General features: G+C 45.4%; 26 protein-coding genes and 3 pseudogenes. 14 read left to right on the top strand and 15 right to left on the bottom strand.

Annotation, left to right across the window (positions count from 1 at the left end; genetic code table 11):
• The first annotated feature begins 41 nt into the window (after positions 1 to 41).
• The 8 genes and pseudogenes from QT987_RS17460 (at position 42) to QT987_RS17430 (ending at position 6150) form a co-directional block, all read left to right on the top strand.
• Positions 42 to 530: a helix-turn-helix domain-containing protein gene (locus QT987_RS17460; protein ID WP_333242143.1), complete on the top strand. Its 489-nt coding sequence runs from the start codon at positions 42 to 44 to the stop codon at positions 528 to 530.
• Positions 531 to 668: 138 nt separating this feature from the next.
• Complete coding sequence (locus QT987_RS17455; protein WP_333242140.1) at positions 669 to 791, top strand: hypothetical protein; 123 nt, start codon at positions 669 to 671, stop codon at positions 789 to 791.
• Between the two features lie 17 nt (positions 792 to 808).
• On the top strand, positions 809 to 1120 hold the full coding sequence (locus tag QT987_RS17450; protein WP_333155311.1) for a DUF433 domain-containing protein: 312 nt from the start codon (positions 809 to 811) through the stop codon (positions 1118 to 1120).
• Positions 1121 to 1237: 117 nt separating this feature from the next.
• The gene (locus QT987_RS29975; RefSeq protein ID WP_333055764.1) at positions 1238 to 1519 is read left to right on the top strand and encodes a DUF5615 family PIN-like protein; all 282 of its coding nucleotides are present in this window, start codon (positions 1238 to 1240) and stop codon (positions 1517 to 1519) included.
• A 735-nt stretch (positions 1520 to 2254) separates the two neighbouring features.
• Positions 2255 to 2773: pseudogene (locus tag QT987_RS17445) on the top strand (GDP-mannose 4,6-dehydratase); the annotation flags it as partial.
• Positions 2756 to 4111: pseudogene (locus QT987_RS17440) on the top strand (LAGLIDADG family homing endonuclease); the annotation flags it as partial. The pseudogenes QT987_RS17445 and QT987_RS17440, both read left to right, overlap by 18 nt.
• Positions 4112 to 4540: pseudogene (locus QT987_RS17435) on the top strand (GDP-mannose 4,6-dehydratase); the annotation flags it as partial.
• Positions 4541 to 4761: 221 nt separating this feature from the next.
• The gene (locus tag QT987_RS17430; protein ID WP_333055756.1) at positions 4762 to 6150 is read left to right on the top strand and encodes a UDP-glucose/GDP-mannose dehydrogenase family protein; all 1389 of its coding nucleotides are present in this window, start codon (positions 4762 to 4764) and stop codon (positions 6148 to 6150) included.
• Between the two features lie 279 nt (positions 6151 to 6429).
• Here QT987_RS17430 and QT987_RS17425 read toward each other — a convergent pair whose 3' ends face one another.
• Entirely contained in the window at positions 6430 to 6900 is a 471-nt protein-coding gene (locus QT987_RS17425) for a hypothetical protein (RefSeq protein ID WP_333242135.1), read from the bottom strand.
• A gap of 306 nt (positions 6901 to 7206) precedes the next feature.
• Between QT987_RS17425 and QT987_RS17420 the strand changes: the two genes are divergently transcribed.
• The 4 genes from QT987_RS17420 to rpsU all read left to right on the top strand — a co-directional run bounded on the left by QT987_RS17420 (position 7207) and on the right by rpsU (position 9452).
• On the top strand, positions 7207 to 7425 hold the full coding sequence (locus QT987_RS17420) for a helix-turn-helix transcriptional regulator (RefSeq protein ID WP_333055754.1): 219 nt from the start codon (positions 7207 to 7209) through the stop codon (positions 7423 to 7425).
• Positions 7426 to 7636: 211 nt separating this feature from the next.
• Positions 7637 to 7819: a hypothetical protein gene (locus QT987_RS17415; RefSeq protein ID WP_333242133.1), complete on the top strand. Its 183-nt coding sequence runs from the start codon at positions 7637 to 7639 to the stop codon at positions 7817 to 7819.
• Between the two features lie 66 nt (positions 7820 to 7885).
• Positions 7886 to 9002 (top strand): peptide chain release factor 2 gene (gene prfB / locus QT987_RS17410; RefSeq protein ID WP_333242130.1). Its coding sequence is split into 2 segments (ribosomal slippage): positions 7886 to 7957 and positions 7959 to 9002, totalling 1116 coding nucleotides; the frame shifts between segments, so codons are not numbered across the junction.
• A 255-nt stretch (positions 9003 to 9257) separates the two neighbouring features.
• Complete coding sequence (rpsU, locus tag QT987_RS17405) at positions 9258 to 9452, top strand: 30S ribosomal protein S21 (protein WP_006632476.1); 195 nt, start codon at positions 9258 to 9260, stop codon at positions 9450 to 9452.
• An 11-nt stretch (positions 9453 to 9463) separates the two neighbouring features.
• On the opposite strand, the gene QT987_RS17400 is transcribed toward rpsU, so the two are convergent.
• The 14 genes from QT987_RS17400 to fbp form a co-directional block, all read right to left on the bottom strand.
• Positions 9464 to 10927, bottom strand: coding sequence for an AtzE family amidohydrolase (locus QT987_RS17400; RefSeq protein WP_333242127.1), 1464 nt, complete (start codon positions 10925 to 10927; stop codon positions 9464 to 9466).
• A gap of 24 nt (positions 10928 to 10951) precedes the next feature.
• Complete coding sequence (locus QT987_RS17395) at positions 10952 to 11128, bottom strand: DUF4089 domain-containing protein (protein ID WP_190657847.1); 177 nt, start codon at positions 11126 to 11128, stop codon at positions 10952 to 10954.
• A gap of 119 nt (positions 11129 to 11247) precedes the next feature.
• Positions 11248 to 11751 carry a KGK domain-containing protein gene (locus QT987_RS17390; protein ID WP_333242124.1) on the bottom strand — a complete coding sequence of 168 codons (504 nt, stop codon included), beginning with the start codon at positions 11749 to 11751 and terminating at the stop codon, positions 11248 to 11250.
• Positions 11752 to 11900: 149 nt separating this feature from the next.
• Positions 11901 to 12353 carry a hypothetical protein gene (locus QT987_RS17385; RefSeq protein ID WP_333242121.1) on the bottom strand — a complete coding sequence of 151 codons (453 nt, stop codon included), beginning with the start codon at positions 12351 to 12353 and terminating at the stop codon, positions 11901 to 11903.
• An 11-nt stretch (positions 12354 to 12364) separates the two neighbouring features.
• The gene (locus QT987_RS17380) at positions 12365 to 12673 is read right to left on the bottom strand and encodes a hypothetical protein (RefSeq protein ID WP_333242118.1); all 309 of its coding nucleotides are present in this window, start codon (positions 12671 to 12673) and stop codon (positions 12365 to 12367) included.
• The gene (locus QT987_RS17375; RefSeq protein ID WP_333242116.1) at positions 12670 to 12906 is read right to left on the bottom strand and encodes an amidohydrolase family protein; all 237 of its coding nucleotides are present in this window, start codon (positions 12904 to 12906) and stop codon (positions 12670 to 12672) included. The genes QT987_RS17380 and QT987_RS17375 overlap by 4 nt, the downstream gene beginning before the upstream one ends.
• 62 nt (positions 12907 to 12968) lie before the next feature.
• A complete protein-coding gene (locus tag QT987_RS17370) occupies positions 12969 to 13889 on the bottom strand; it encodes an FkbM family methyltransferase (RefSeq protein ID WP_333242114.1) in 921 nt (306 codons plus the stop codon).
• 93 nt (positions 13890 to 13982) lie between these two features.
• Entirely contained in the window at positions 13983 to 14492 is a 510-nt protein-coding gene (locus QT987_RS17365; protein WP_445299610.1) for an ureidoglycolate lyase, read from the bottom strand.
• Positions 14493 to 14584: 92 nt separating this feature from the next.
• The gene (locus tag QT987_RS17360) at positions 14585 to 16135 is read right to left on the bottom strand and encodes a cobyrinate a,c-diamide synthase (RefSeq protein WP_333242112.1); all 1551 of its coding nucleotides are present in this window, start codon (positions 16133 to 16135) and stop codon (positions 14585 to 14587) included.
• Positions 16136 to 16518: 383 nt separating this feature from the next.
• Complete coding sequence (gene opcA / locus QT987_RS17355; protein WP_333242110.1) at positions 16519 to 17883, bottom strand: glucose-6-phosphate dehydrogenase assembly protein OpcA; 1365 nt, start codon at positions 17881 to 17883, stop codon at positions 16519 to 16521.
• 169 nt (positions 17884 to 18052) lie between these two features.
• Complete coding sequence (zwf, locus tag QT987_RS17350; RefSeq protein WP_333242108.1) at positions 18053 to 19582, bottom strand: glucose-6-phosphate dehydrogenase; 1530 nt, start codon at positions 19580 to 19582, stop codon at positions 18053 to 18055.
• Positions 19583 to 20389: a hypothetical protein gene (locus QT987_RS17345; protein WP_333242106.1), complete on the bottom strand. Its 807-nt coding sequence runs from the start codon at positions 20387 to 20389 to the stop codon at positions 19583 to 19585.
• Positions 20390 to 20601: 212 nt separating this feature from the next.
• On the bottom strand, positions 20602 to 21756 hold the full coding sequence (gene tal, locus QT987_RS17340) for a transaldolase (protein ID WP_333242104.1): 1155 nt from the start codon (positions 21754 to 21756) through the stop codon (positions 20602 to 20604).
• A gap of 235 nt (positions 21757 to 21991) precedes the next feature.
• On the bottom strand, positions 21992 to 23065 hold the full coding sequence (gene fbp / locus QT987_RS17335) for a class 1 fructose-bisphosphatase (protein ID WP_333242103.1): 1074 nt from the start codon (positions 23063 to 23065) through the stop codon (positions 21992 to 21994).
• Between the two features lie 323 nt (positions 23066 to 23388).
• Here fbp and QT987_RS17330 point away from each other — a divergent pair, with 323 nt between their 5' ends.
• Together QT987_RS17330 and QT987_RS17325 are read left to right on the top strand one after the other, a co-directional pair.
• Positions 23389 to 23523 (top strand): DUF4058 family protein, encoded by a 135-nt coding sequence (locus QT987_RS17330; RefSeq protein ID WP_333242101.1) that lies wholly within the window; start codon positions 23389 to 23391, stop codon positions 23521 to 23523.
• 205 nt (positions 23524 to 23728) lie between these two features.
• Positions 23729 to 26239 carry an ankyrin repeat domain-containing protein gene (locus QT987_RS17325; protein WP_333242098.1) on the top strand — a complete coding sequence of 837 codons (2511 nt, stop codon included), beginning with the start codon at positions 23729 to 23731 and terminating at the stop codon, positions 26237 to 26239.
• Positions 26240 to 26256 lie beyond the last annotated feature (17 nt).

Raw genomic sequence — 26256 nt, 5'->3', positions numbered from 1 at the left:
TTATGTTAGAATTCCATCAGGAAATTTAGAGACACCCATCTATGGCATCCACAAACGATCGCTTCGTCGAAGCAGAAAGCCGCTGGGACTTAAAAACTCTGTACTCGGACTTGGCCGCCGTTAAGGGAAAACCTCTCACCCCCGTAGAAAAGCTGCATCTGCGGGGGTTGCTTTGTGGCTACAGTCCCGCTGAAATCGCCGAAAAGCTGCAAAAAAATCCCAAGGGTGTTGAAACTGACCTGTGTGCCACTATTTATAAATACGTTAAAGCCTTTCTGGGTAAAGGCATTGAAAAGATAGAAAACTGGAGAAATATTGCTGAATGGCTTGAGGATGCTGGATATAAAACTAAGCCACCTGCTAAATTCCCTATTCAAGACGGTTTATCTGAAAATAGTAAAGTCAATGTAACTAATATAACTTTTGAGAATAATCAAATAAAAATTGGTGTATACCTACAAATAACTGTACCGCTACCTTCAGAACTCTCAATACAAAATCTAGACATCAACGATAACAACGCTAACTAAAATTTGGCCACAATTCAACAGATTGGTAGGGTGAAGCGACTCAAATCAGGAAGCGCGATCGCACCTTTACCCGATCGCGCGGGGCGATCGCACTTCTCTTGTGCTAGGATTCAATGAGAGCATTAGTGACTAACAAAAATGGCAACAATTACTCTTCAAATTCCCCACGAACTGGCTCAACGTCTAGAACCTCTGCAAAATCGCTTGCCCGAACAGCTTTGGCAACTTCTAGAACTCACTAAAAAGCCCGCAACTCTTTGAGATTTTGGCGATCGATTATGACCATCAAAGAACAACTTCTCCAAACCATTGAAACACTGCCTGATGACTTGCTAGCACAAACCCTACAATTCATCCAAACCCTTCAGAATCCCATTCACAAAACTCCAGGAATTTGTGGCGGTGCAGCGCGAATTCGCGATACCCGCATTCCCGTCTGGACGATTATCGCCTACCAACAACAGGGCGCAACTGAATCCGAACTTCTCTATAATTATCCAGGACTCACCCTTCAAGATTTGCAAGCGGTTGCGAACTACTACCAACACAACCGAGAAGAAATCGAGCTGTGGCTTGCTGAAAATGAGTAACTAAAAATGCTAAAGTTTTACTCGAATGAAAACTTTCCGATCGCAATGGTTGATTTACTGCGAGCGCGTGGCTATGATGTTTTGACATCCTAGGGCGCCGGACAAGCCAATCAAAAAATTCCCGATGATGAAGTCTTGATGTACGCGACAAATGCAGGGCGAGTAGTCATTACAGAAAATCGTCAAGATTTCATCAATCTCCATTCTACAACCTCAAATCATGCAGGAATTGTAATTTGTAAAGCGGATCGAGACTATGCAGGCAAAGTGCAGGTACTTCATGAATTTTTCACCCAAGATACACAGCCAATGGATAATCGTCTGCTTCGGGTGATGAAACAGAATCTTAAAGGTAGTCAACAGACATTTATACTTCAGGAATACCCAAAGTCTTCTTAAAAATAATCGTGACTTTAACTGCTGCTGAGATTCCACCGCGATCGGATAGCGATACTGTATAATTCTAATTACCGTCGTCGCAGTTAGTTCATCGCGACTAAGGCCAAATAAACCGGGTTTCTCGGAAAAATATTTGCTTGCTCAACTTTATCTACGAATAAACCAGGTTTCTAGCCTCTGACCAAGAATTTCAAAGGTGGTACCCGCCACGTGATTTATCCGTGGAATCAATCCAAAATCTAAAATCTAAAATCAGAAGAGCCCCCGCATTTATCTCGCGCAAGTCAATCTAAAATCTAAAATCTAAAATCTAAAATCGATTGACGCGCGTCAGCCCTGTTTACATAAACTGGATTAACCTATTCTCAAACAAGCCCGTGAAGCGTAGCCATAGCTGGAATCAGCCTTTTCTTAGATAACTCAAGACAGAAGCGATCGCCTCACCAATCACCACAAACAAACAATTAATACCTATTAACTCAAAAGTGAATTATTGTCAACAGTATTTTTGCGAAAATATTGAAGCTTCACTAAAAATTGCTAGCTGACATTTGCGAATTATAGCACTTTGTTCAAAGTATTGGCAAATGCTAAGTTAATTAAAGATTTAATAAAGGTGACGCATAAGTGTTTACATCGTCGATCGCAATTTTGTTATTCTATTAGTAAGTTTCATTCGAGCGACTGAATTTTTGTACTCCAGTCCTACCCCTAAACAGAACGGCAGTTTCCACAATGAGAATTTTAGTCACAGGCGGCGCGGGTTTCCTCGGTTCCCACCTAATCGATCGCTTAATGGCCCAAGGACATGAGGTAGTCTGCCTGGATAATTTCTACACCGGGACTAAACGCAATATCCTCAAATGGCTGGACAACCCGTATTTTGAGCTGATCCGCCACGACATCACGGAACCGATTCGGTTAGAGGTAGATCAGATTTACCATCTGGCTTGTCCCGCTTCCCCTATACACTATCAGTACAACCCTGTCAAGACAATTAAAACAAACGTCATCGGCACGATGAATATGTTGGGATTGGCTAAACGGGTAAAAGCAAGATTCTTTCTCGCTTCCACTTCCGAAGTGTACGGAGATCCTGACGTACATCCGCAAACAGAAGATTATCGCGGCAACGTTAATTGTATCGGGATTAGATCGTGTTACGACGAAGGGAAGCGAGTAGCTGAAACCTTATCTTTTGATTACCACCGTCAAAATGGTGTAGACATTCGAGTTGTGCGAATTTTTAACAGTTTGACAGGCGATCAAAAAGTTCTCTATTACAAAGGAGATCGACTTTATTACGAAACATTTGAGGAATGCTACAGCCGGATCGGAGGTGACATATCAAATGTTTCAGTTCCTTGCTTTGACGAACAGGGAAAAATGCGCTTAAAACCAATCTCGGCAATTTGGAAACACAAAGTGACGAAGAAAGGGTATAAAATTGCAACAACCTGGGGCAAACAAGTAAAAATTACTGAAGACCACAGTTTGTTTACTCGCGACAGCCAAGGGTTGCCTCAAGCCGTATTTGGCAAAGACTTAAAGGTTGGGGATGATGTAGCTGTTCCCAGTTACATTCCTTTTATAGATCGTCCCTTGGAACCTTTTTACATCAGCGATAAAGTTAATGCACCAGGGCTGTGGGTAATCAGCGAGGATGCGATCGCATACTTAGAAAAATTCCGAGAGCAGATATATGGATATTTCGCTCGAAAAGGAATCAGCAATCGCCAATACTTCAGCACCATCAAAAAATACGAAGCCGGCAACAAAATTCCCTGGCAACTTTGGCAAGAATTGGGATTACCTTTGACACAAAAAGACAAAATATCTGGCTATCAATCCGTCAAAGCAATCAACAATTACATCAAAAATGTCAGTGATTTCCTGTGGTTTTTGGGATTTTACTTAGCAGAAGGCTGTTTGGTTCATACAGAAAAAGACCGCCAGCTCGTATTTAGCTCAAATGTCAAATATCTGGAAAAGCTGATCCGGGTGACGCGAGAGTTATTTGGCTGCGAGTGTGAAATCAGATTTGACAAAGAGGAGAAAAGAGCGCCATCCGTTAACGTCAGGTCAAAAATAATTGTCGATCTAGTTGTCAATATTTTGGGGTTTGGCAAAGAATTAAGCACCAAAAAAGATATACCCAATTGGATTTTGCAACTTCCCAAAGAACAGTTAGTTCACTTTTTACACGGTTTCTGGGAAGGCGACGGGAATCACGACGCGAAAACAACGGGTTCGCTGCTAGTGTTTAACAGTTCCAGCCAAAAAATTATTGAAAAACTGGTGCTAATTCTAGCTAAATTCGGGATAGTTGGAAGTGTGTCGGAATTCGAGACAACAGTGCGAAAAGGAGACAGCAAAAAATACAAGTCTTACCGGATAACGGTTCAAGGGTTGGACGAGTACAGCATTCTCAATCTGGCTAATGCTAAACAAAAACTGCAAGCTCAAATCACAGGGGATTTAGCTTGGGCAAAAGTTAAAGCCATAGAAGAGTTTGAAATCGATGAGGATGTATACGACTTTTCTGTTCCCGACGGAGAGAATTTTGTAGGCGGTACTTACTGCGTTTGCTGTCATAATACCTATGGCCCCCGGATGTTGGAAAATGACGGCAGAGTAGTCAGCAATTTTATTGCTCAAGCTTTGCGGAATCAACCGCTGACAGTATACGGCGACGGTTCCCAAACACGTAGTTTTTGCTACGTTTCTGATTTGGTGGAAGGATTTATTCGTTTGATGAATAGCGACAAAATCGGGCCGATGAATTTGGGGAATCCCGGCGAATACACTATATTGGAACTGGCACAAAAAATTCAAAACACGATTAATCCAGGGGCAGAAATTATCTTTAAACCGCTGCCGGAAGACGATCCAAAACAGCGACAACCGGATATTACTCGTGCTAAAACTTGGTTGGGGTGGGAGCCAACTGTGCCGCTGGATCAAGGTTTAGAGTTGACTATAAAGGATTTTCGCGATCGCATCGAGGGAAACCAAAAGTAGAGAGTGGGGATTTGTAGGGGCAAAACCCCTGTGGTTGGCCCTGAAATTGGTAGGGGCAAACCCCCCGTGGTTGCCCTCTAGGGGTAGGCACGGGGAGTAGGGGTAGCACTACCCCTACAAGCTGTTTTTTCCTTCTCTCCTAGATAACTAAAGCCTTCTCCCTTCTTCCTTCTTGTTTCAACATCCCATCTAATTTATTTACTAGCTTTGAGGAGATTTCTATGCAGGTTTGTGTCATCGGTACAGGATATGTTGGCTTAGTCACCGGCACTTGTTTGGCCCACATCGGCCACCACGTGATTTGCGTAGACAACAACGAAGAAAAAGTTAAATTAATGAAGTCGGGACAGTCGCCTATTTTTGAACCTGGACTGTCTGAATTAATGTCCTCTGCATCTGCATCTGGCAATCTAGAATTTACTTCGGATTTAGCAGCGGGAGTGTCTCACGGGGATATTTTGTTTATTGCGGTGGGGACGCCTCCTTTGCCTACTGGGGAAAGCGATACTCGCTACGTGGAAGCGGTTGCTCGGGGAATAGGAGCTCACCTCGATGGCGATTACAAAGTCATTGTTAATAAATCTACTGTGCCCATCGGTTCCGGGGACTGGGTGCGAAGAATTGTACTAGACGGTTTAGCAGAACGTCAAAAACCTCACAGCGGTGATGAGGTTACTGGTGAGGAAGTAGCCGCAAACAAAGGTGTTCAATTTGATGTGGTTAGCAACCCGGAGTTTTTGCGGGAGGGCTGTGCTGTTTTTGATACTTTTAATCCCGATCGCATTGTTCTCGGTAGCAACTCTCGGCGGGCTATGGATATGATGCTACAGTTATATCGGCCGATTGTCGATCGCAAGTTTGCAGAAAATCAGTCTTTGCCGGAAGTTCCTGTGGTGATGACTGATATCAGTTCAGCGGAGATGATTAAGTACGCAGCTAATGCTTTTTTGGCTACGAAGATTAGCTTTATTAATGAAGTTGCTAATATTTGCGATCGTGTCGGTGCAGATGTTAGTCAAGTGTCCCGAGGTATCGGTTTAGATTCACGGATTGGCAACAAGTTTCTGCAAGCTGGCATTGGTTGGGGCGGTTCCTGTTTCCCCAAAGATGTCTCGGCTTTAGTTCACACTGCTGACGATTACGGCTACGAGGCGCATTTGCTGAAAGCGGCAGTGGAAGTTAACCAACGCCAGCGGTTCATTGCTATTGAAAAGTTACAGCACGTTTTGAAGATTCTCAAAGGTAAAACTGTCGGACTTTTGGGTTTGACTTTCAAGCCGGATACTGACGATTTGCGGGATGCCCCAGCGCTGATTTTAATCGAGAATTTGAATCGGTTGGGAGCGAAAGTTAAAGCTTACGATCCGATTGTTTCTCAAACTGGGATGCGTCACGGTTTGTCGGGAGTTTTGGTAGAAACTGACCCGGAAAGGTTGGCCGACGGTTGCGATGCTTTGGTGTTGGTGACTGACTGGGAACAGTTTCGCAATTTAGATTACGATAAAATGGCGAAGTTGATGAATCATCCGGTGATGATTGATGGCCGCAATTTCTTAGACAAGAAGGCTTTAGAAGCGGCTGGTTTCCAATATGTGGGGATTGGAAGGTAAAGAAGAGTTTTGATCGGAACCTCTATCCCGTAGGGTGCGCCGAAGCGCACCTTACATTTACAGCATATTCGGTGGTTGATGAAGTACAGTAGCCACTATATTTATGTTGTGTGATTTTAATATGTAGGGTGCGGATCTGCGACCTTTTAAATAGAAATTGCAGATTGATGGGTGGCGACGCACCGATGCTTACTACAAGATAGTGTGTACTACATATACATGGAATATGCTGTATCTTGCTGGTGGCCAACAATTGCCGATTTATCCGCCCCGCCTGCTTTAAAACTTTTCCATCAATGTTTTTTCTTGAGCGTAAACATTTCGTAGTTGTTGCAGCGCTGAGGCAGAAATTACCGATTTAACTGTAGCTACTAATTTACCCCATTCAAGCAAGCTGTCAACTGAAACAGCCGCTTTGAAGTTGTACGTATAGAATTTAGTCCAAAATTCTGGTGCTTGTGTCCGTTTCCAGCGTTTGTACCAGGCGACAAAATCTTGAGCACAGGGCGGTTTTACTTCTAAGATTGGGGGGAAATCGGCGTAGCTGACAAATCGACTCAGGCCTTTGGCATGAACGTACACCACGTTGTGGCAGCAATCGATCCGGTATATCTGTTCCGGTGATATGTTGAACAGGAGTGCTACTGTTTCTTCGGTGACAAATCTCGATCGCGGATTGACGATCGACGATTTGTGAATAATTTTTGAGGCGCTGATAGTTGACGATCTTAACTGATTTTCTGATATCATTGTAGTTGCATCTGGTGGTGGTAGCTAAATCTATCTCTGCTAAGTGCGATCGACAGAAATTATCTGTCGGGATTAATTTTAACTGGCGATCGTCTTTAGTTTCGTTGACTCCGCCGCAAAACGGAGACAAGCCCCGACTTCTGCCATGAGAGGCGCAAAATTTTCGACCAACGTTCAAGCTCCCAGATTCATCTTTAGAGTCAATCTAAAATCTAAAATCTAAAATCTAAAATCTAAAATCGAATGACCGGGGGCGATCGCTTTTTGATATATTATACTAAATCCAAAATTTTGTAAATAGTGAATATGAGCAAAGGCTTAGTAAGGTTGCGGGTTCGAGAGTTGGCGGCCCAGAAGGGATGGACGCTCAAAGAGGTTGCGGAGCGATCGGGCGTGGGCTACAGTACGATTAGCAATTATGCCCGTTCTCAGGGTATGGCAATGGTTGACTTTGCAGCAGTTCACAAGCTGGCTCAAACTTTTGATGTGATGATTGAGGATTTCGTGGTAATCCTAGAAAAATAGTAGAAGGTTTTGCTTAAATTATAATGTGGTAGCGATCGACTTTTGATGCGATCATCGAAGTTTTGATGTAATGATTTCAGCAATTGTCGATCGCCCGCAACCAAACTCGATCGCCTATCATTAAAGTAACTCGCTTGCAGCAGCGCGTCAGGAGAACCAAACTGTTTGCTATTATGCAAAGACCAGGAGTTCAACAGCTTGCAGACATTCAGTGCGAAATCCTAAAAACAGTCCAGAACCAACAAATTCGGGAATATCAATTTCCCAGCGACAGTGCGAACTGCCGACAAAGTTTTGGATGTCCGTACAGGAATCCAAACAACAGCAGTCGCCGAAGTGCACGGGCGGCAAACTTGACTCATTTATCAAAGCTGGTGTGCTGCTGAAAAATTGATTTGCACATTTAGAGCAAAATTTCAGCTAAACTCAAAAATACACCCCACAACTAGGAGAACTCACAGTGGAAGTTCTAGACATCAAACACAATATCGAAACATTGTCCGATCGACTGGGTACAACCCAGGACTATCTTTGACATCCCCGCACTCACAGCCAAAATTCAAGACTTAGAGCAAATCTGCGCCCAACCAGCATTTTGGGACGACCAAGATAGAGCTCAAGAAACCCTCCAAGAACTTAATGACTTCAAATCTCATTTAGACCAATATCGCGGCTGGCAAACGAGCTTGGAAGACGCTAGAGCTATTTTAGAACTGCTGGAGTTAGAAGCCGACGAGTCCCTGTTCCAAGAAGCCTCATCGAGTCTTTCTCAGTTGACCCGCGAACTCGACCAGTGGGAACTGCAACAATTACTATCGGGGCCCTACGATGAAGGCGGCGCCGTTTTGACAATTAACGCCGGGGCCGGCGGTACAGATGCTCAAGATTGGGCGGAAATGCTGCTGCGGATGTACACCCGCTGGGGGGAAAGTCAAGGTTACAAAGTACATTTAATGGAAATTTCCGAGGGAGAGGAAGCAGGTGTTAAATCGGCTTCTTTGGAAATTGTCGGCCGCTACGCTTACGGTTATATGCGATCGGAAAAAGGCACTCACCGCTTGGTCAGAATTTCGCCTTTTAATGCTAACGACAAGCGTCAAACCAGTTTTGCAGGCGTCGAAGTGATGCCAATTCTCGATCGATCCGTCAAGTTAGACATTCCAGAAAAAGATTTGGAAATCACGACTTCCCGCGCTGGCGGCAAGGGCGGGCAAAATGTTAACAAGGTAGAAACCGCAGTCCGCATCGTTCACATTCCTACCGGTTTGGCCGTCCGTTGCACTGAAGAACGCAGTCAGTTGCAAAATAAGGAAAAAGCTTTGGCATTACTCAAGGCTAGGCTGTTGGTGATTGCTAAGGAACAGCGGGCTTCGGAAATTGCCGAGATTCGCGGCGATATGGTGGAGGCAGCTTGGGGCAACCAAATTCGCAATTATGTTTTTCACCCATACCAAATGGTCAAGGATTTGCGTACTGGAGTGGAAACAACCGCCATCGCAGATGTAATGAACGGCGAATTAGACCCGTTTATTCAAGCTTACCTGCGGCAGGAAAATCAGTTGGTCAGTAGTCAGTAGTCAGTTGACAGTTGACAGTTGACAGTTGACAGTTGACAGTTGTTAATGAGGACTTCAGTCCGCAAAAAAGAAGATCCCGTCCGAAAATTTGCTTAAAAGGACTTTTGCAAGAAGTCTAAGGACTGAAGTCCTCACTACGAACCAATTTTCTGGTATGATTTTGGGGTTTTGACCGATCGCCCGACCTTCAACAGGTCGCGCGGTCAAAAACCTTGATATGATAAAACTTGATCTGACAAACACTAAGGAGAAATAATGACCCAAGTTGTAATAGGCGAAAATGAAGGGATTGAGTCAGCCCTACGACGGTTTAAGCGACAAGTTTCCAAAGCGGGCATTTTCCCCGACATGAGAAAGCACCGCCACTTTGAAACCCCGTTGGAAAAGCAGAAGCGCAAAGCTATTGCCAGAAGGACTAAGAGACGCTTCCACCGCAACAACAAACCCTAGAATTATTAGCACTAAATTGATTCGGCAGATATAATGCCTTGCGATTCTAGTACCGCAGCGACTCGGAGAATCACCGCTTCGCTGTAGGGAGCACCAATAATTTGTACCCCCAAGGGCAAAGCGCCGGGCCGCTGTACGGGCACGCAAAGAACGGGCAAGCCAATAAATGATAGGGGTTGGGTGAACAGTCCGAGATTGGGACGCACTAAGATTTCTTGTCTGGCTATTACCATTTTCTCGACGCCAATTTCAGGGGCTGCTATCGGGGTGGCGGGTGCGAGGATGATGTCTGTTTGTTGGAATATTTCGCGAATTCGAGATCGGTACCACTGTCTGAATCTCTGCGCTTGCAAGTACCAAGTCGCAGGGATCAGGGTTCCCGCTAAAAAACGATCGCGCGTGGCAGGATCGAAGTCTTGAGGGCGCGATCGCAAATTGTCTAAATGCAAGTTTCCGCCCTCGCAGGCGGTAATGATAAATGCCGCAGCCCTGGCGCGATCGGATTCCGGTATGCTGACAGTTGCAAGCCCCCCTATTTTTGGGGGGTTTGTTGTTTTTTGTGTGTCAATACCACAATTCAAGACATTTGTCAAGGCTTTAGCAACTATTTCTACAGCATCCATTGCTTCCGGTTCGGCCCCTGTGGCGAAATACCCGTCAGCAACAGCAATTCGCAATCCTTCGATACCTTGATTTAACTGCGGCGAACAAAGTTCTGGCGGGCGTTGAGTGCAAACTGGGTCACGAGAATCAGGGCCTTGCAGGATATCGTACAGCAGCGCCATATCTCTGATCGATCGCCCAAACGGCCCCACACAATCCAAACTACCCGAAAATAAATAAGCGCCAGCCCTTGACAAACGGCCGTAAGTAGGCTTAAACCCAAAGACACCGCACAAAGCAGCCGGTACGCGGATGGAACCGTTAGTATCAGAACCGAGAGTGACGGGTACAAAACCGGCGGCGACTGCTGCTGCTGAACCGCCACTGGAACCGCCGGCGATTCGCGTCGTATCGCGGGGATTGCGAGTCGGCCCGTAGTGGCTGTTTTCCGTGACGAAACCGTAGGCGTACTCATCCATGTTGAGAGTACCCACGAGCACAGCCCCGGCTTGTTTGAGTCGGGCGACCACCGCCGCGTCCTGGGTAGCGGTCGGATTGTCAGCATTGATTTTTGACCCTGCTAGAGTGGTAATTCCGCCGATGTCGAACAGGTTTTTGACAGCGAAGGGAACGCCTGCTAAAGGGCCTGGGTTTTGGTTATTTGCGATCGAATTATCTATATTTTCGGCTGCTGCGAGTGCACTTGATGCAGTGATGGCAGTAAAACAATTAAAAGCTTTATCCTTAACAGCAATCCGTTCCAAAGCAGCACTTACCGCCTCTGTAGCCGTAACTTTACCACATTTAACAGCCGCTGCCGTAGCAACCGCATCCGCCTTATCTAAAAAACATCTGCGTTCATCTGCGTTCATCTGCCCTCATCTGCGGTTAAAAATCTAAGGTTCAAACACTGGCGCAGCTTCGATTGCTTGAGGTAAAGGGAATTCAGTAACGAGTTGGGCGATCGCAGCTATCCTCTCGAAGTTTACCACAACGCCTGGACGATGTTCCGGGTCTAACGGTAAGTTTATCAGTTCAGCCGTGCGATCGACATATTCTTCTATATTTGTCATTAGTCCCTCCCAAAAAAACATCAGCGTTCATCCGCGTACATCTGCCCTCATCTGCGGTTGAAAATCTAAGATTCAGATATAAGTGCGATGATTACTGTATTGTAATCGCGATCGGGCTGTTAGTTATTTTCGAGCAGTTTTTTGTATTCCTCGGATTGTCTGATATCATCTAGAGGCGATATAGGTTCAGTTGGTTGATCGGGACAGAACTCTATACATATATCTATAACAGCTTTCTTATACTTTTGAGCATCGTAATTTTCATAATATGAATTTACTATTCTTGCCTGCACTCTTACTGTTCCTTCCTGCCACCCTCCAAAACCTACTTTGAGAAGTTTACAGCTTACTCCTTTACCTTCCCAGTGAATTTCATTGTTGCACATATAACGTTCGGAATCGAAGGAAATTTTATTTATGTCGGATTTTATATCAGCACGTTCTTCCGAAGTACCACCCCTAACTTTCCAGGGATAAATATTTAAAAATTTCTCCGTAAATTCTTTACTAACTACCTCCTTGAATTTCGCTACTGTAAATGTATTATTGTTATTGAACAACAAAACATCATCATCGCGGTCTAGTGGTTTAAATTTATCATTCATAAAATTTGATGCTGTCATGGATCTTTAAATATCAGGCGTGTAGAAGCAGGAGTTACAAATTTTTTCGTGGCCGTCTCCACCTACGAATACAACTATCTTTACCTTTTTTATGTCTGCTTGCTTAGCAGATTTTATGAACTCACTCCGCTTCGATGTTTGTCTTTAACTCAAACACTGACAGTTTCCCGCAACTTCTCAACTGCAACATCCAGCGGAGGCAAAGCAAAATCCTCAGCATCCATTAATTCCTTAACCTTCTCAAAAATCTCAACCTCCGCCTCTTCCTGATCCGTCAGCTTATCATAAAAACAAGGGTCAGTAAACCACTGCTCAAAAGCAAACCTTAACACCCCATTCGGGTCAAGCATAAACTGCCAATACTTAGAAACGCGGTTATCAATTACTTCAAACAGCGGTGCAGGAGTCTGTATGGGATAATAACTGTAATTATCATCACAAATATAGTACCAAACTATTCCCTGCCACGATCGGATTGCATAAACAACATATTCCTTGCCAACAGTCAACGGCAATTCGACCTTTTTAGTATAACCTCGGGCCGGATCGATATAATTTTCCGGTAGAACTTCCCCAGTATTAGCAATACAGCGAACAATCATAACTTGTATACCTATAAATTCTTAGGGGCTATTTTAGGATATTGTCGTTTAAACTTTAATTCAACTTGTTGCAAAATTTCCCTGTTTTCAAACCAGTGTACTTGTACGGAAGCTCCATTAATTACAAAAGCCTGAATGCTGGTTATTTTGTACCAGTCTTCGGGATTACCTCCATAGAGGGCAACCAGTCTGGAAACATCCCCTAGTATATCGCCAGGCCCACCCTGAATTGCTCTACAATTACCAGCTTTAGCATCTTGCAGGAGCAATTGCTCTAGTAAATTTATCGGACTCTCATCGGGAATAGCACCTTGATTCACAATTTAACAGCTTCAAATATTGTTTGTCCAATACCATAAAAACTCATTTTAGCAGGTGCAGTTTCCGCAAGCAACTTTCCCCGTGAAATCACATACCGAACCGCAGCGCGCCGCCTAATTGCATCATAACAATCCTCAGCATCCAACACAATCAAATTTGCAGGTTTCCCCGCATCTATCCCATAATTATTATCTCCCAGATTGAGAGTTTTAGCACCGTTGACAGTCACCATATTACAACAAAGGGAAATCAGCCTAGATTTCCCTGCACTTGCAATTCTTATCCTCTGCAATCTCAGTGTGTCATCCACTGTTGCAGGCGAGAAAATAAAGGACTCTCAGAATACAGCCAAACCACATCATCAGTCATCTTTCCTCCTTGCGCTTTAGACAATTGTAACCGATGGCCCAAACCTTCCCGTTTCGCCTCCAAGTTAAAAGCTTCATAGCCAAAGTCACCCATCACAGAGCAAAGTTCTGCTACACTTGAACCAGCCCGTTCCAGATGACTTCCTACAACTTCTGTCAACACCGCAGGGCGAAGCTTTTGCAGCGTTTGGGAGAAACCTTTAATCACATTCACCTCAAACCCCTCCACATCAATTTTAATAAAAGTAGCACCAGGAAGATTATCTGGGAGCATTTCATCTCCGCGATACACAGGTACTTGATACTGATTAGAAATCAGACTTCGATCTTTTTCTGGGAGTTGAGCGAAAGTACCCAAACCAGTAACATCTGTAGGCACTGTCAGTGTCAGTTCATTTCGCTCGTTAGAAAGCCCACACTGGTGCAGAAAAACTTTCTGCAATTCATTGTCTGTTACCGCAGCTTTTAATGTTTGAAACGCCAGAGGATTTGGTTCAAAAGAGTGTACGCATCCCGTTGTTCCTGTATGATAAGCAGCCAAAAGAGTAATCATGCCCGTATTTGCCCCCGCATCAATAAAACTGTCCCCAGGCTGTACAGCATTTTGGATGAAAAGTTGCGTGGGCAAGTCATAATAACGGCCTAAAAAATAGCTCATGCGATCGTTCCACTTGGAAAGATCCATCGCCATCCGATAACCGTGGAACTTGCCTCGAATCTCCCGTATAGGAGCATTTTTCCACAAATCATCCCGGTACACCCCTGTGAGTGTCATCAATTTTCCCCATCCAGGGAGTTCCCGGCGCGTATATGGTAAAATCAAAAGAGAATAGAGTGGATAATTCATAATTATTAGACCTCTCCCAAAACTATTAAACACGGTTAAGCAGGTATAATCAGCCTAGTTGATATCCTATCAAAATTCTACGATAAATTTTTCTTAAATCCAGACAATCTCAAATTCCTGATTGTGATTTTTCACAAAATCAAAGGTAAAATGGTCAACCACATTAGTATCGCTCAATTCCAGATTGTAAAAATCAACAAAATCCGCATCAAAATAAGGCCCAGCGTGCCAAGTCCCCACATCTAACTTAATAAAACAATTGCCCGGAATCCGAAAAGCAGCCATATCCTCTAAACTCGGTTTATAGCTATCCCCCGGAGGCGCAACCGCCATCAACCAATCCTTCCCATCCAAAGAACCCAAACACTGAGTACATTGAACGTGCCGCGTAATTTTGCGAAACTTGCGACCTTTATTGTGCAGCCGCATAATGTAAAATCTAGGAATACCATTTTGCAAATTTAACTGAGCATCCTCAGCATCGAAACACTTGCCATCAACAGCCGCAAAGATAACTTGACCGTAACTCCGAAAATTCTCCGGTGTCACCCATTGTGCCAACAATTGCTTAGTCGAAATTGATTCGCTCATAAATTCCAACATCCCCTCTCTGCTTTCCATCAAAAACATTCTAATACAGTAACTCCTGTCTCTTCTCTTCTATTCTCTGTGCCCTCTGTGTCCTCTGCGGTTAATTAAATAAAAAAATCTAGTTCACTTTCTCGATCGCCCAAAACACCCTTACAATAAAAATCAGCACACTGCTGCAAAAAACGAGCCGGAATATCACGCCGAGCACCCCAGTGTAAATGCAAATAAGAAGCGTGTACCCGACAAACTCCCCAACCTTCAGCAACCGCCTCAACTTCCCCCCGCTTCCCATACCTCCAACTGTGATAAACTGGATTACTCGGTTCAACAGTTAAATGCGATCGATGAAACTCATGTCCCCAAACCTCATCAAGAGCAGTTAACACCGAACTATCCCTCACCGCCACAGCTTCTCGGTATCCCAGCGTCAAACGCTTACCCATCGCAGCAGCAGTTTTCAACACTCCCACCCCTGGCCAAGAATTGCCATCGAAGTCTACAATAGAATCGCACAAATACATCAAACCGCCGCACTCCGCATAAGTCGGCATTCCCGAAAAAATCGCACTTCTTACCGCCTCCCGAATTAAAACATTACCGCTCAATTTTTGAGCAAACACTTCGGGAAAACCACCACCAAAATATAACCCTTGCACATTGTCAGGAAAAACCAAGTCATCAAGCGGACTCCAAAATACCAACTGGGCACCCAACTCTTCCAACAAATCAAGATTGTCCTGATAGTAAAAATTAAAAGCCCGATCGCGCGCAACTGCAATCCTCACTCCAAATTGTTTTCCCAAACTGTTGACAACATCATCTTTTTGAGTTATGATTCCCGAAGGGAGACTGTGCGTACCCGAAAGTTGCTCTGACCCCTCACCCCCCTCATTTCGAGTTGCAGCCAACAAAGGCAAAAGTTGCTCCCAGTCAAAACTAACAGCAGCCAAATCAGCCAGTTTATCGATCGCAGCATGAAGATTCGGCAACTCCTCAGCCGGAATCAGCCCCAAATGTCGATCGGGAATAGTAACAGCCTCATCCCTACGCAAAACGCCCAAAATAGGTAAATTGAGCGGTTTGAGAGCATCTTGAAGCAGTTCCAAATGTCGATCGCTCGCCACCCGATTAAGCACCAAACCAGCGAATTTAAGGTCAGGGTTAAAAGAACGAAAACCGTGGGCGATCGCAGCCACAGAACCAGAGAGCCTGCTGCAATCTATCACAAACAATACCGGCAAATTCAGCAAATAAGCAACATGAGCCGTAGAAGCAAAGGAAAAATCATAATTGCCTTCTTCTTTTCGATAATTAATCCGTGTATCCCTGTCAAAATTCGTGTCGTGCCTTCCTGATTCCTGATTTTTTCGACTCACTCCATCAAAGAGTCCCATCACCCCCTCAACTAAGGCATAATCGACATCTTGAATGTGACGAGAAAAACACTTTTTTACATAAGATTCAGACGTTAATACCGGGTCTAAATTCCGACAGGGGCGGCCAGTAACAAAAGCATGAAACATCGGGTCAATGTAATCGGGGCCAACCTTAAAAGACTGAACATTCAAGCCACGGCGGATTAAATAAGCTAAAAGGGCGATCGTTACAGTAGTCTTTCCCGCCCCGCTGCGTTCGCCAGCAATTACTAAAGTCATAGTTCTAATTTATTCACAAAAAATACAGAAAGCAGACAACTGATCAAGTTATGAGTATTGGTCTCGAACTTGTCAACTAATACCTATTTAACGAACCGCGAAGACGCGAATACCGCGAAGGAAGAAGGAGAAGAAGAGAGGTATTTTTGTGGCTTTTTGGAAGTAATTTAACGTTTTGAATCAAAGAATATGATTAATTCAAACTCATAACTTCTAACTCACAACTTCTAAAAAAGTAGGGCAGACATTGCCTGCCCCACTGAATATTAACTCAATCCTTCTTCCTTCTTCCTTCTTCCTTCTTCCGACTTCCCTCGGACTGACATCCGTTACATCCGCTACATCCGTTACATCCGCTACACAATCCGTTGCCGAACTTCTCTTTACCGCTTAGCCAACTTCAGCATTTGAGCCGTCACTGCCAAACTTTCTTCGTAAAGCACATCTCGGCCCCAACTCTGCAAGTGCTGGCCCAGCAACTGTTCCGTCACCTGATCGAACAGAGGACTCACCTGGTTAAACCGATCGGTTTGAGCGCCACCCTTTGTTTCCATCCGCATACAGCCGCCCGCTTCCGAACACAGAACCGTACCGCAGTCAGCCTTTTCGTTTGTAGAATTCAAACGCAGAGCAATCAAATCGCCCGCGACATCACCCGAATCAGCAGTAGGAATAGCAGCCAACTCGGCTTCGATAACCCGTTCGTCCGGCCCCGCGAATTTAATTCGCTTGATGTGGTAATCGCCCTCTTCCTGTTTGAAAGCAACCGGACGCCACTGAAGCCGACTCGCCAGCCAACCCAAATACATCAGCGCTTGAGTAGAATTGTCCTGTTCGTAATCGATCGTCACCCGATCGATTTCCCGAATCGCAGCGCGACGTTCCGGGGCGTCAAAAGCCTCAGCAGCCAACTCCTGCCATGCGGCCAACCGGCGCCAATTCAGATCCGCGATCGGAATTCCCTCCTCGATCAGACTTTGCATCAACAGCAATTCAGCTTCACACTCAGCAAAGCTGCTAGAGTCAACAATCACAGAACTGCTAACTGCCGCCAGCCGCTGGAACAAACCTCGATCGGCATCAGGATTCGCTTTCCACCACAGCAGCGTCGGCAAATCAGCGATAGTCAACGCCGTCACGATGCCGCTCACCCGTTCCAAAGCAGCTTCCGTACCGCGCAGCGTAATGTACTCGCAGCAGATCAGATTGCCACTGGTGCGCTTGTGAACCGGACAATAAGCAGCCACTTGAGCCTGCACGCCCGTATCTTCCCCCGCCGTCGGGCACAGAGCAATAATCCGGCAGGGATTGGCAGCCACAATCGCATCAGCCACCCCCGAACCCCCGGAACCCAAGCCACTAGATCCCATCTCCTCACCACTGGAATTTTTGCGAGCCACTTCTTCCCGCAAAGTCGCCAGCAATTCAGCATTAGCTTTGCCAGTTCTCGGTAGCCCGTAAGCTTTTTGAGCCGCCCTGATGCTAGATGCCGTCATCGGCCCAGTAATACCGTCCACTGGCCCGTCGTAAAACCCCAGATCCGCCAATAACCGCTGAGTTTCTTCCGGTTCGTAGACTACAAAAGTAAAAGTTGTTGCCCTACTAGCGATCGGAAAATCGCCCTTCGACCCCGATTCTCTGTAACTTTCCCAAATTTGACTCAATTCGGCCTCTATTTGGTCGATCGACACATCTTTAGGACTTTGTAGCGAAACCAGAGGCGGAGCTTTCATCGGTGTCATCGTCATAAATCTTTTCTCCTTTCTTATTAGTTATTAGTCCTTAGTCCTTAGTCCTTAGTCCTTAGTCCTTGGTTCTTAGTCATTAGTTAGCCGTTCTTAGTTAGCCGTTCTTAGCTAATAACTAATACTAATGCTGACCTATAACTAAGGACTAATGACTGCTGACTAATGGCTCTTAAAGTCTTCGCCACTTGCGGCCATCTCTGTTAATTAGCAGTTCTGCTTCCGCAGGTTCCCAAGTACCGGCTTCGTATTTAGGAACCAAATCTTGGTCGTTGGACGATTCCCAAGCCATCAACGCCGGCGTTACCACCCGCCAAGCTTCTTCCACTTCATCAGAACGGGTAAACAAAGTTTGGTCGCCCAGCATACAATCAATTAACAGGCGATCGTAAGCATCCGAAGATGTCACCCCAAAAGAAGAACCGTAACTGAAATCCATATCCACCGTCCGCGTCCGCAAATCCGGTCCCGGCATTTTCGCCTCAAACCTCAGCGAAATCCCCTCGTTCGGATGCACCCGCATGGTCAAAACGTTAGGAGTAGTTTGTTGGGCTGCGGACTGAAAAATTAGCAGCGGAACTTCCCGGAACTGAATCGCAATTTCGCTAACTTTTTTCGGCAACCGTTTGCCGGTTCGCAGGTAGAAAGGCACTCCCTGCCAGCGCCAGTTGTCAATCATAAACTTCATCGCCACAAAAGTCGGCGTTGTCGAATTGGGAGCCACCCCCGGTTCATCGTGATATCCTGGCACCTGTTTGCCCTTCATCCAACCTGCGGAATATTGACCCCGAATCGCTGAGAACTCCAAGTTATTCAAATCTGCCAAGCGAGTTGCTTGCAGAACTTTCATCTTTTCGGTGCGGATGCTGTCAGCGTCGAGCGAGTTCGGCGGTTCCATCGCCGTCAGACAGAAAATCTGCATCAAGTGGTTTTGCAGCATATCCCGCAACGCCCCAGAGGATTCGTAGTAACCGGCCCGGTCTTCTACGCCTACTGTTTCTGCAACTGTAATTTGTACGTGATCGACAAATTGCCGATTCCACAGCGGTTCAAAAATCGCGTTAGCAAACCGGAACACCATTAAATTCTGAACAGTTTCTTTACCCAAATAGTGGTCAATTCGGTAAACTTGCTGTTCTTGGCATACCTTCTGCACGACTCGGTTGAGAGCTTTTGCCGAACTCAAGTCGCGGCCGAAGGGTTTTTCAATTACCAAGCGGTGTTTTACTGGATCGACCAGCATTTGAGCCGCGCCCAGTTGCCTAATTGCTTCTGGGAAAAAGTTCGGGGAAACTGAGAGATAAAATATGTGATTGCCGCGAGTTCTCCTTTCTTCGTCGATTTCCGCTAAGAAAGCTTTTAGTTTTTGATAGCTTTCGGGGTTGTCTATGTCGCCCGGACAGTAGTACAAACCTTTAGCGAATTCTTGCCAAAATTCTTCATTGCCAATCCCGCCGCCAAATTCTTCTATGCCTTCGCGCATTTGCTCGCGGAAGTAATCGTGACTCCAAGGGCGGCGGGCTACTCCCACCACGGTAGTTTCCGGTGGCAAGCGTCGATCGCGCTTCATCTGATAAATTGCAGGTACCAGTTTGCGCTGGGTGAGATCCCCTGAAGCTCCGAAGATGACCAGAATTTGTGGTTCCGGCACTCGTTCTTTTCGCAAACCGACGCGCAGTGGATTTTCAAGTAGCGTTACCATTTACTTTCCTTTTTCTAGTGCTGTTAACCGTGCCAAGACATCATGATAGTTTGCGGTCATTTCTGCTAGTTGCTGGGTGAGAGAGTTAATTTGCCCTTCATACTCAGCTTTGACTTCCGCTCTGATTTCCTCCCGGATTTTTATCCTCTCAGCAGCCAGTCGCACTTCCCAATCTCGATCGCGCTGTCGCAGTTCAGCTTTCAACTGCCTGTTTTCGGCTCGCAGTTGCTCCAACTCCAACGCCACAGCAGCAGCACGCCTATCCCTCTCTCGGTTTTGCTCTCGGATTTGCTCTCTAAGGCGCTGATTGTCCGATCGCAACTTCTCTAATTCTGAAACACTATCTTTAGGCGCTCGCCCGCTTCCGTCTGAAGGAAATCGATCCTCTACCAAGCGCTTAACGGCTGCACCAGTAGGAATCCCGTTAGGCGATGACTCTACTGCTTCTTGCCAAATCTGTATTTGTAGCTCTGGCGGAAGTCCCGCTAAAGGACGCACTTGATTTTCCTTTGTAGGAATTTTGAGCGCAATTGCGCTCAAATTTTCTATAACCCGAGCCGCGCCAATAAACTGATCTGCTGTCCGTCTGGCTATACCCCACCTCTGGCGGCAATAAGCCTCAAAACTTTTGTGGGTTTCCCTGTAGAGTTTCTGTTCGCGAATCTCGTCAAGGGCTTTGCCCACTTCGTAAAATATCTGAAGTCCATTTTCTACAATGGATTCTAGTTCTTGAAGCCTCGCCCGTTCGGCGACATCAAGTTGGTCGGTTGCATACTCGCGATCGAGTAGGGTATTGGTACTTTCCATAGCAATTCCGAGTGCGGTGGGAGATGGAGAATTCGAGTTGGATCTCTGGCGAGATTCCTGCTAGAGGACTGAATTAATTTTTTTTCTAGGAATAATGAGCGCAATTGCGCTCATTATTCCTAGAAAGGATTTAAAACTCAGCATTTAAGAACCCAAATAATTATCTATTCCGATTCCTAAATGCTTCTGCCTTCAAGGATACAGATATCTGCCTAAGCGACGGGTGACAACTTCTGCACTTTCTCTTGCAAGGAATCCATCAGGGATTGGAACGGGGTGACGAATTTATCAATCCCGTCCAAGAGCAAGTCTGCCATCACTTGGTCCAAGTTGATGTCAATGTCGGGATCTTTGAGACTTTCGATCAGCGTGTAAGCTTCTGCAACGTTGTTCTCAATCCGGGGTGCGACATCGCAGTGATCGAAACAAGCTTCAACGGTGTTCGGCGGCAAAGTGTTAACGGTGTCGGGGCCGATTAGTTCATCGACGTACATGACATCGCTGTAGTTGGGGTTTTTGGTGCTGGTGGAAGCCCACAGCAAGCGCTGCACTTTCGCTCCCTTGGCAGCTAAAGCTTGCCAGCGATCGCTCGCTACGATCTCTTTATACTTCTGGTAAGCTACCTTCGCATTGGCGATCGCAACTTTCCCCTTCACTGCTTCGAGTTTGGCTTTTGTGGAAATATCTGTGACATTTTTGAGTTTCTCGTCAATCTTGCCATCGACATTGATGTCGATCCGGCTCAAGAAGAAACTGGCAACAGAAGCAATATTGCTCACATCCAAACCTTTAGCCACCCGCGCTTCCAAACCGCGAATGTAAGCCCAGAAGGTTTCGACGTAGCTGTCAACCGAGAACAGCAAAGTCACGTTAACGTTAATCCCTTCGCTGATGACTCGTTCGACTGCGGGCAAACCTTCAGCAGTTCCCGGAATCTTAATCATCACGTTTTCTTTGCCGAGGGCTTGGTAATAGCGCAGGGCTTCGCTAATCGTGCTTTCTGTGTCGTTGGCGATCGTCGGTGGCACTTCAATGCTAATGTAGCCGTCCAAACCCTTCGACTCTGCGTAAACCGGGGCGAAGATGTCGCAAGCGTTGCGGATATCTTCAAATACCAGAGATTCGTAAATCTCCATTACAGATTTACCCGCCCGGATGCCCGCTTCGATATCAGCGTCGTAAATCACATTACCCGCGATCGCTTTCTCGAAAATCGCCGGATTAGATGTAATCCCGCGCAGTCCCCGACTTTCAATCATCTGTTTGAGTTCGCCGGACTCGATCAGATCGCGAGTCAAATTGTCCATCCAGATACTTTGGCCAATTTCTTTGATTTCTAACAGGTGATTCGTTGGTGTTGCTGTCATTACTGTAACTCCTACAATTTGATAGCTGTTAATTGGGACTTGGAAATTGGGAATTGAAAATTGAAAATTGGGAATTGAAAATTGAAAATTGGGAATTGGTAATTGGGAATCGAAACTTATAAGTTAAAACCCTCTTCCTTCTTCCCTTTTCCTTCTTCCTTCTTCCTTCTTCCTTCTATCCTTTACATCCGTTACATCCGTTACATCCGTTACATAATCCGTTGCCGAACTTCCTTCACTCTTGGACTGTTCTAGGATTGCGCGATCGATCTTGAATAAAAGACTCGACCATCGCTACATTTTCTTTACTGCCGATAATCAAGGGCGATCGCTCGTGCAGTTTGGTCGGCACAACGTCTAAGATGTCTTGAATGCCCGTACTCGCGCGCCCGCCGGCTTGCTCCATCAAAAACGCCAAAGGAGCCGATTCGTAGAGCAAACGCAATTTGCCATCGGGGTTTTTCACCGTTCCGGGGTACAAAAACACGCCTCCCTGGAACAAAATCCGGTGGAAATCTCCCACCAAAGCCCCACCGTACCGGGCGGTGTAGCCTTCACTGCGGTGTACATAGCGAATGTAATCTCTCAAAGATTCCTCCCACTGCCAGAAGTTGCCTTCATTAACGCTGTAAATCGGGCCGCGATCGGGAACCTTAATGTTTTCGTTAGCTAGAATGAACTCGCCCAGACTGGGGTCGAGGGTAAAGGAATGAACACCCTGACCGATCGAATAAACCAGCATGGTACTAGGGCCGTAGAGTACATAACCAGCGGCAATTTGTTTGTGTCCATGTTGCAGCAAGTCAGAAGCAGAGCCATCTGCATCGTCCCCCTCTTGCTTGCGGATGCTGAATATGGAGCCTACATTGAGATTGATGTCAAGATTGGAAGAACCGTCTATGGGGTCGTAGAGCAGACTGTAACGCCCGATCGGACAATTTTCGGGAATGTAGTAGGGTTTTTCCATTTCCTCCGAAGCCAAGCGGCAGACAAGTCCGCTTTGCTGGAATACCGAGATAAACACTTCATTGGCATAGATATCCATCTTTTTGACGGATTCTCCCTGCACGTTCGTAGCCCCTGTAAACCCTAAAGCATCTTCCATTAATCCGGCTCTGCTGAGCCGCCTCGCGATCAGCTTTGCCGCCAGCCCGATGCGATTCATCAGGGCGCTGAGATCCTGAGCATCTGCTGAAAAGCTGTGAAGTTGCTGGAGTACGTGACGAGATAGGGTTGTGCAATCGCGGTCTAAGGCTTGCACCTGATCGATCGGGCCCAGGCGGGTTTCCCCTGTCGGCGCGTTTACCATGATTTTGATGTCCTCCCTGTCTTGCTGCTCGCTAGTTGGGGATTTTCAGGTGCAAGGCGTTTGCCCCTGTATCGGCTTTTAGGTCGATCGTCCCCTAAGTTCTATCTTAGGGAGGGTTTTGCCAAAGGGCGTCGAACTTTAGGTGAATTTTAGATCCGCATCGAAAATTGAGGAGTTCGATCGACTCTTGAGTCGGGAATTGTATCCAAAATCACTACTTTTTTTGATTAACCGCAGAGGACGCAGAGGGCGCTGAGAGAAAAAGTGGCGATAAAGAAGCCTAGGAACGTTGGCTAGCATCTCAAAAAGACCGACAACTTCCTTTGCGCGAAGAAGATGTAGAACCTATTGTTAATTTGCCGGAATTGATTGCAGGCATTTACGATCGCGTCGGCTATGATTATCGGCTCGATTACGATCAATATCCCGTACGTAAATTTTCGCCAAAGGTGATATGACACTCCAAAATCCTGGGTAAGCTATCCATAGAAATACGGTAATTGAAATTTAAACAAATATACAGAGTCCGTCATTGGCTTTTCTATTGACTTGTTTGAAATATACTCAAACACTCAATTTACATTGCATAAATTTTTTAAAAGTTGGGGTTTAAAAACCCAAATATAAAATGTTTGTTGGTACTCATCAACCCAGGATAATGCTATGGATATTGTCGAACAAATTCCCCATAACTTAGTCAAACACTATCAAATTAAAAAGCTACTCGGAGAAGGCGGTAGTAGCACAACTTATGAAGCCGTTGACCTCAAAACCAATCAGCGACTCGCACTCAAAGCTTTGTCTTTACAGAAGATGAATGACTGGAAAGTCCTGGAACTCTTTGAACGAGAAGCCAATGTTTTATCAAAATTGAATCATCCGGGAATTCCGCGTTATTTGGATTATTTTTATGTCGATACTCCCGATAACCGTTGTTTTTATATAGTACAAGAACTGGCCCAAGGGCAATCTCTAGCCAGTTTAGTCGAAAATGGCTGGCACGCTAGCGAATCCGAAATTCAACGCATTGCAACACAAATTTTGGAGATTTTAGTTTATCTCCATTCACAGACACCACCTGTTATCCACCGGGATATTAAACCAGAAAATATTGTTTTCAAATCGCCTATCGATTCCCACAAACAAAAAGATTGGTCAGTATGCTTAGTAGATTTTGGAGCAGTGCAAAACACTTATTACAATACTTTAATGCGAGGAAGTACCGTAGTTGGAACCTATGGTTATATGGCTCCAGAACAATTTCTCGGACAAGCCGTACCTGCAACAGATTTATATGGTTTAGGAGCGACATTGTTGTATTTACTAACCCACCGTTCCCCCGCCGAATTACCAACAAATATACTAGAGAAACATTTTCGCTCTCATATTCAGATTTCTTCAGCATTTGCCGATTGGTTAGAAAAAATGATAGCGTCAGATTTAGAAAACCGCTTTGAATCGGCACGAGAAGCGCTTGAATATCTTCGCAGTCCTCGAATAGTTAGCGTTAAATCCAATCCGACGCAATGGAAAAAACGCCTCAAAATAGGAATTGCTGCTATTGCTACTGTTGCTGTTTTCAATCACTTTAAATATCCGATCCTCAACCGGATTGGATTTACACCCAATGCAGTTGTCGAGGCTGTCAGACAGGGAGATACTCAAACTGTTAGGCATTATCTGGATCTTGGCATTAATGCTAATAGCAGGGTAAATGATCAGAATTTACTACACTTTGCTGGCTCAAAAGAGGTGGCAGAATTGTTAATTGCCAAGGGTGCAGAGGTCAACGCTAAGGGTACGTTTGGCTTGACCCCATTACACAGCGCTGCTATCTTCGATCGCATAAAAGTGGCACAGACGCTAATTGCTAAAGGTGCAGATATTAACGCCAGGACAGGAAGTCAATATTTTGATGGAACTCCTCTGTTCTTGGCCCGATCGCCTGAAATGGCCAAGTTGCTGATTGCTAAAGGTGCGGATGTCAATGCCAAAAACAAATATGGCATGACTCCTCTACATATGGCGCGATCGAAGGCGATCGCAAAGATACTACTCGCCGCAGGCGCAAAAATTAACATCAAAGAAGACAATGCCCAAAATGGCAAGAGTACAGCTTTATTACATAACGCAGCCCAAATAGGCTTTAAGGAGTTGGTACAACAGCTAATTAAAGACGGTGCAAATGTGGCGATCCGCGATGACTATCGAAGAACTCCACTGCACTATGCAACCACAAAAGAAGTTGCTGCTTTGCTAATGTTGGATGTCAATGCTAGGGACAAATCTGGAAATACTCCGTTACACCTAGCTGTCGATCGAGGATCTCAAGATATCGCTGAACTGCTAATTGCTAATGGTGCAGGGGTTAACGTTAGAAATGAGAACGGTCAAACTCCATTGTATCGAGCGATCGCGATCGGACACAATGAGATTGCTGCACTGCTAATTAACAACGGTACAGATGTCAATAATATAGATGGATCTGGCACAACTCCACTGCACAAAGCCGCACATTATGGCACTGTAAAAATCTTAAAATTGCTGATTGCTAAAGGTGCAGAAATTAATATCCAGGATAATCAAAGAAAAACTCCACTGGATATCGCCGTAGACCTGAAACTTCAGGATACAGTGGCGCTGCTAATTAGTAAAAACCCAGATGTTAATAGTGAAGACAAAGAAGGCAGAACTTTACTGCATATCGCTGTCGATTTCAAACTTAAGGATGTAGCAAAACAACTCATTGCCAAAGGTGCATTCGTTAATGCCAAAAATAGCTTGCTTCAAACTCCCCTGCATCTTGCTGTTGCTCAAGGATCTCAAGATATCGCTGAACTGCTAATTGCTAATGGCGCAAGGGTTAACGCTAGAAATGAGAACGGTCAAACTCCATTGTATCAAGCGATCGCGATCGGACACAATGATATTGCTGCACTGCTAATTAAAAACGGTGCAGATGTTAATAATAGAGATATGTGTAACACAACTCCACTCCACAAAGCCGCACATTATGACACTGTAGAAATCTTCGAGTTACTGATTGCTAAAGGTGCAATAATTGACACTACAAACTGCTATGGCGACACGCCGCTCAAGATAGCAGAAACTAACTTGGACCCTGACCAAAAACCAACAGTTAAAATACTCAGGTCTCGCGGTGCAACCTATTAATTATCCACAATCAACCC

The organism is Microcoleus sp. SVA1B4 (assembly GCF_036700545.1).
GTDB lineage: Bacteria > Cyanobacteriota > Cyanobacteriia > Cyanobacteriales > Microcoleaceae > Microcoleus.
This window is presented reverse-complemented; position numbering and strand designations above follow the sequence as displayed.

Coding starts and splice junctions, on each gene's coding strand:
- opcA (WP_333242110.1), bottom strand. CDS start 17,883: ATGACGATGACACCGATGAAAGCTCCGCCTCTGGTTTCGCTACAAAGT.
- QT987_RS17395 (WP_190657847.1), bottom strand. CDS start 11,128: ATGACAAATATAGAAGAATATGTCGATCGCACGGCTGAACTGATAAAC.
- QT987_RS17365 (WP_445299610.1), bottom strand. CDS start 14,492: ATGTTGGAATTTATGAGCGAATCAATTTCGACTAAGCAATTGTTGGCA.
- QT987_RS17385 (WP_333242121.1), bottom strand. CDS start 12,353: ATGATTGTTCGCTGTATTGCTAATACTGGGGAAGTTCTACCGGAAAAT.
- QT987_RS17420 (WP_333055754.1), top strand. CDS start 7,207: ATGAGCAAAGGCTTAGTAAGGTTGCGGGTTCGAGAGTTGGCGGCCCAG.
- QT987_RS17375 (WP_333242116.1), bottom strand. CDS start 12,906: ATGGTGACTGTCAACGGTGCTAAAACTCTCAATCTGGGAGATAATAAT.
- rpsU (WP_006632476.1), top strand. CDS start 9,258: ATGACCCAAGTTGTAATAGGCGAAAATGAAGGGATTGAGTCAGCCCTA.
- QT987_RS17455 (WP_333242140.1), top strand. CDS start 669: ATGGCAACAATTACTCTTCAAATTCCCCACGAACTGGCTCAACGTCTA.
- QT987_RS17360 (WP_333242112.1), bottom strand. CDS start 16,135: ATGACTTTAGTAATTGCTGGCGAACGCAGCGGGGCGGGAAAGACTACT.
- QT987_RS17400 (WP_333242127.1), bottom strand. CDS start 10,927: ATGAACGCAGATGAACGCAGATGTTTTTTAGATAAGGCGGATGCGGTT.
- QT987_RS17450 (WP_333155311.1), top strand. CDS start 809: ATGACCATCAAAGAACAACTTCTCCAAACCATTGAAACACTGCCTGAT.
- tal (WP_333242104.1), bottom strand. CDS start 21,756: ATGACAGCAACACCAACGAATCACCTGTTAGAAATCAAAGAAATTGGC.
- QT987_RS17390 (WP_333242124.1), bottom strand. CDS start 11,751: ATGACAGCATCAAATTTTATGAATGATAAATTTAAACCACTAGACCGC.
- QT987_RS17345 (WP_333242106.1), bottom strand. CDS start 20,389: ATGGAAAGTACCAATACCCTACTCGATCGCGAGTATGCAACCGACCAA.
- QT987_RS17370 (WP_333242114.1), bottom strand. CDS start 13,889: ATGAATTATCCACTCTATTCTCTTTTGATTTTACCATATACGCGCCGG.
- QT987_RS17460 (WP_333242143.1), top strand. CDS start 42: ATGGCATCCACAAACGATCGCTTCGTCGAAGCAGAAAGCCGCTGGGAC.
- zwf (WP_333242108.1), bottom strand. CDS start 19,582: ATGGTAACGCTACTTGAAAATCCACTGCGCGTCGGTTTGCGAAAAGAA.
- QT987_RS17430 (WP_333055756.1), top strand. CDS start 4,762: ATGCAGGTTTGTGTCATCGGTACAGGATATGTTGGCTTAGTCACCGGC.
- QT987_RS17325 (WP_333242098.1), top strand. CDS start 23,729: ATGGATATTGTCGAACAAATTCCCCATAACTTAGTCAAACACTATCAA.
- fbp (WP_333242103.1), bottom strand. CDS start 23,065: ATGGTAAACGCGCCGACAGGGGAAACCCGCCTGGGCCCGATCGATCAG.
- QT987_RS17425 (WP_333242135.1), bottom strand. CDS start 6,900: ATGATATCAGAAAATCAGTTAAGATCGTCAACTATCAGCGCCTCAAAA.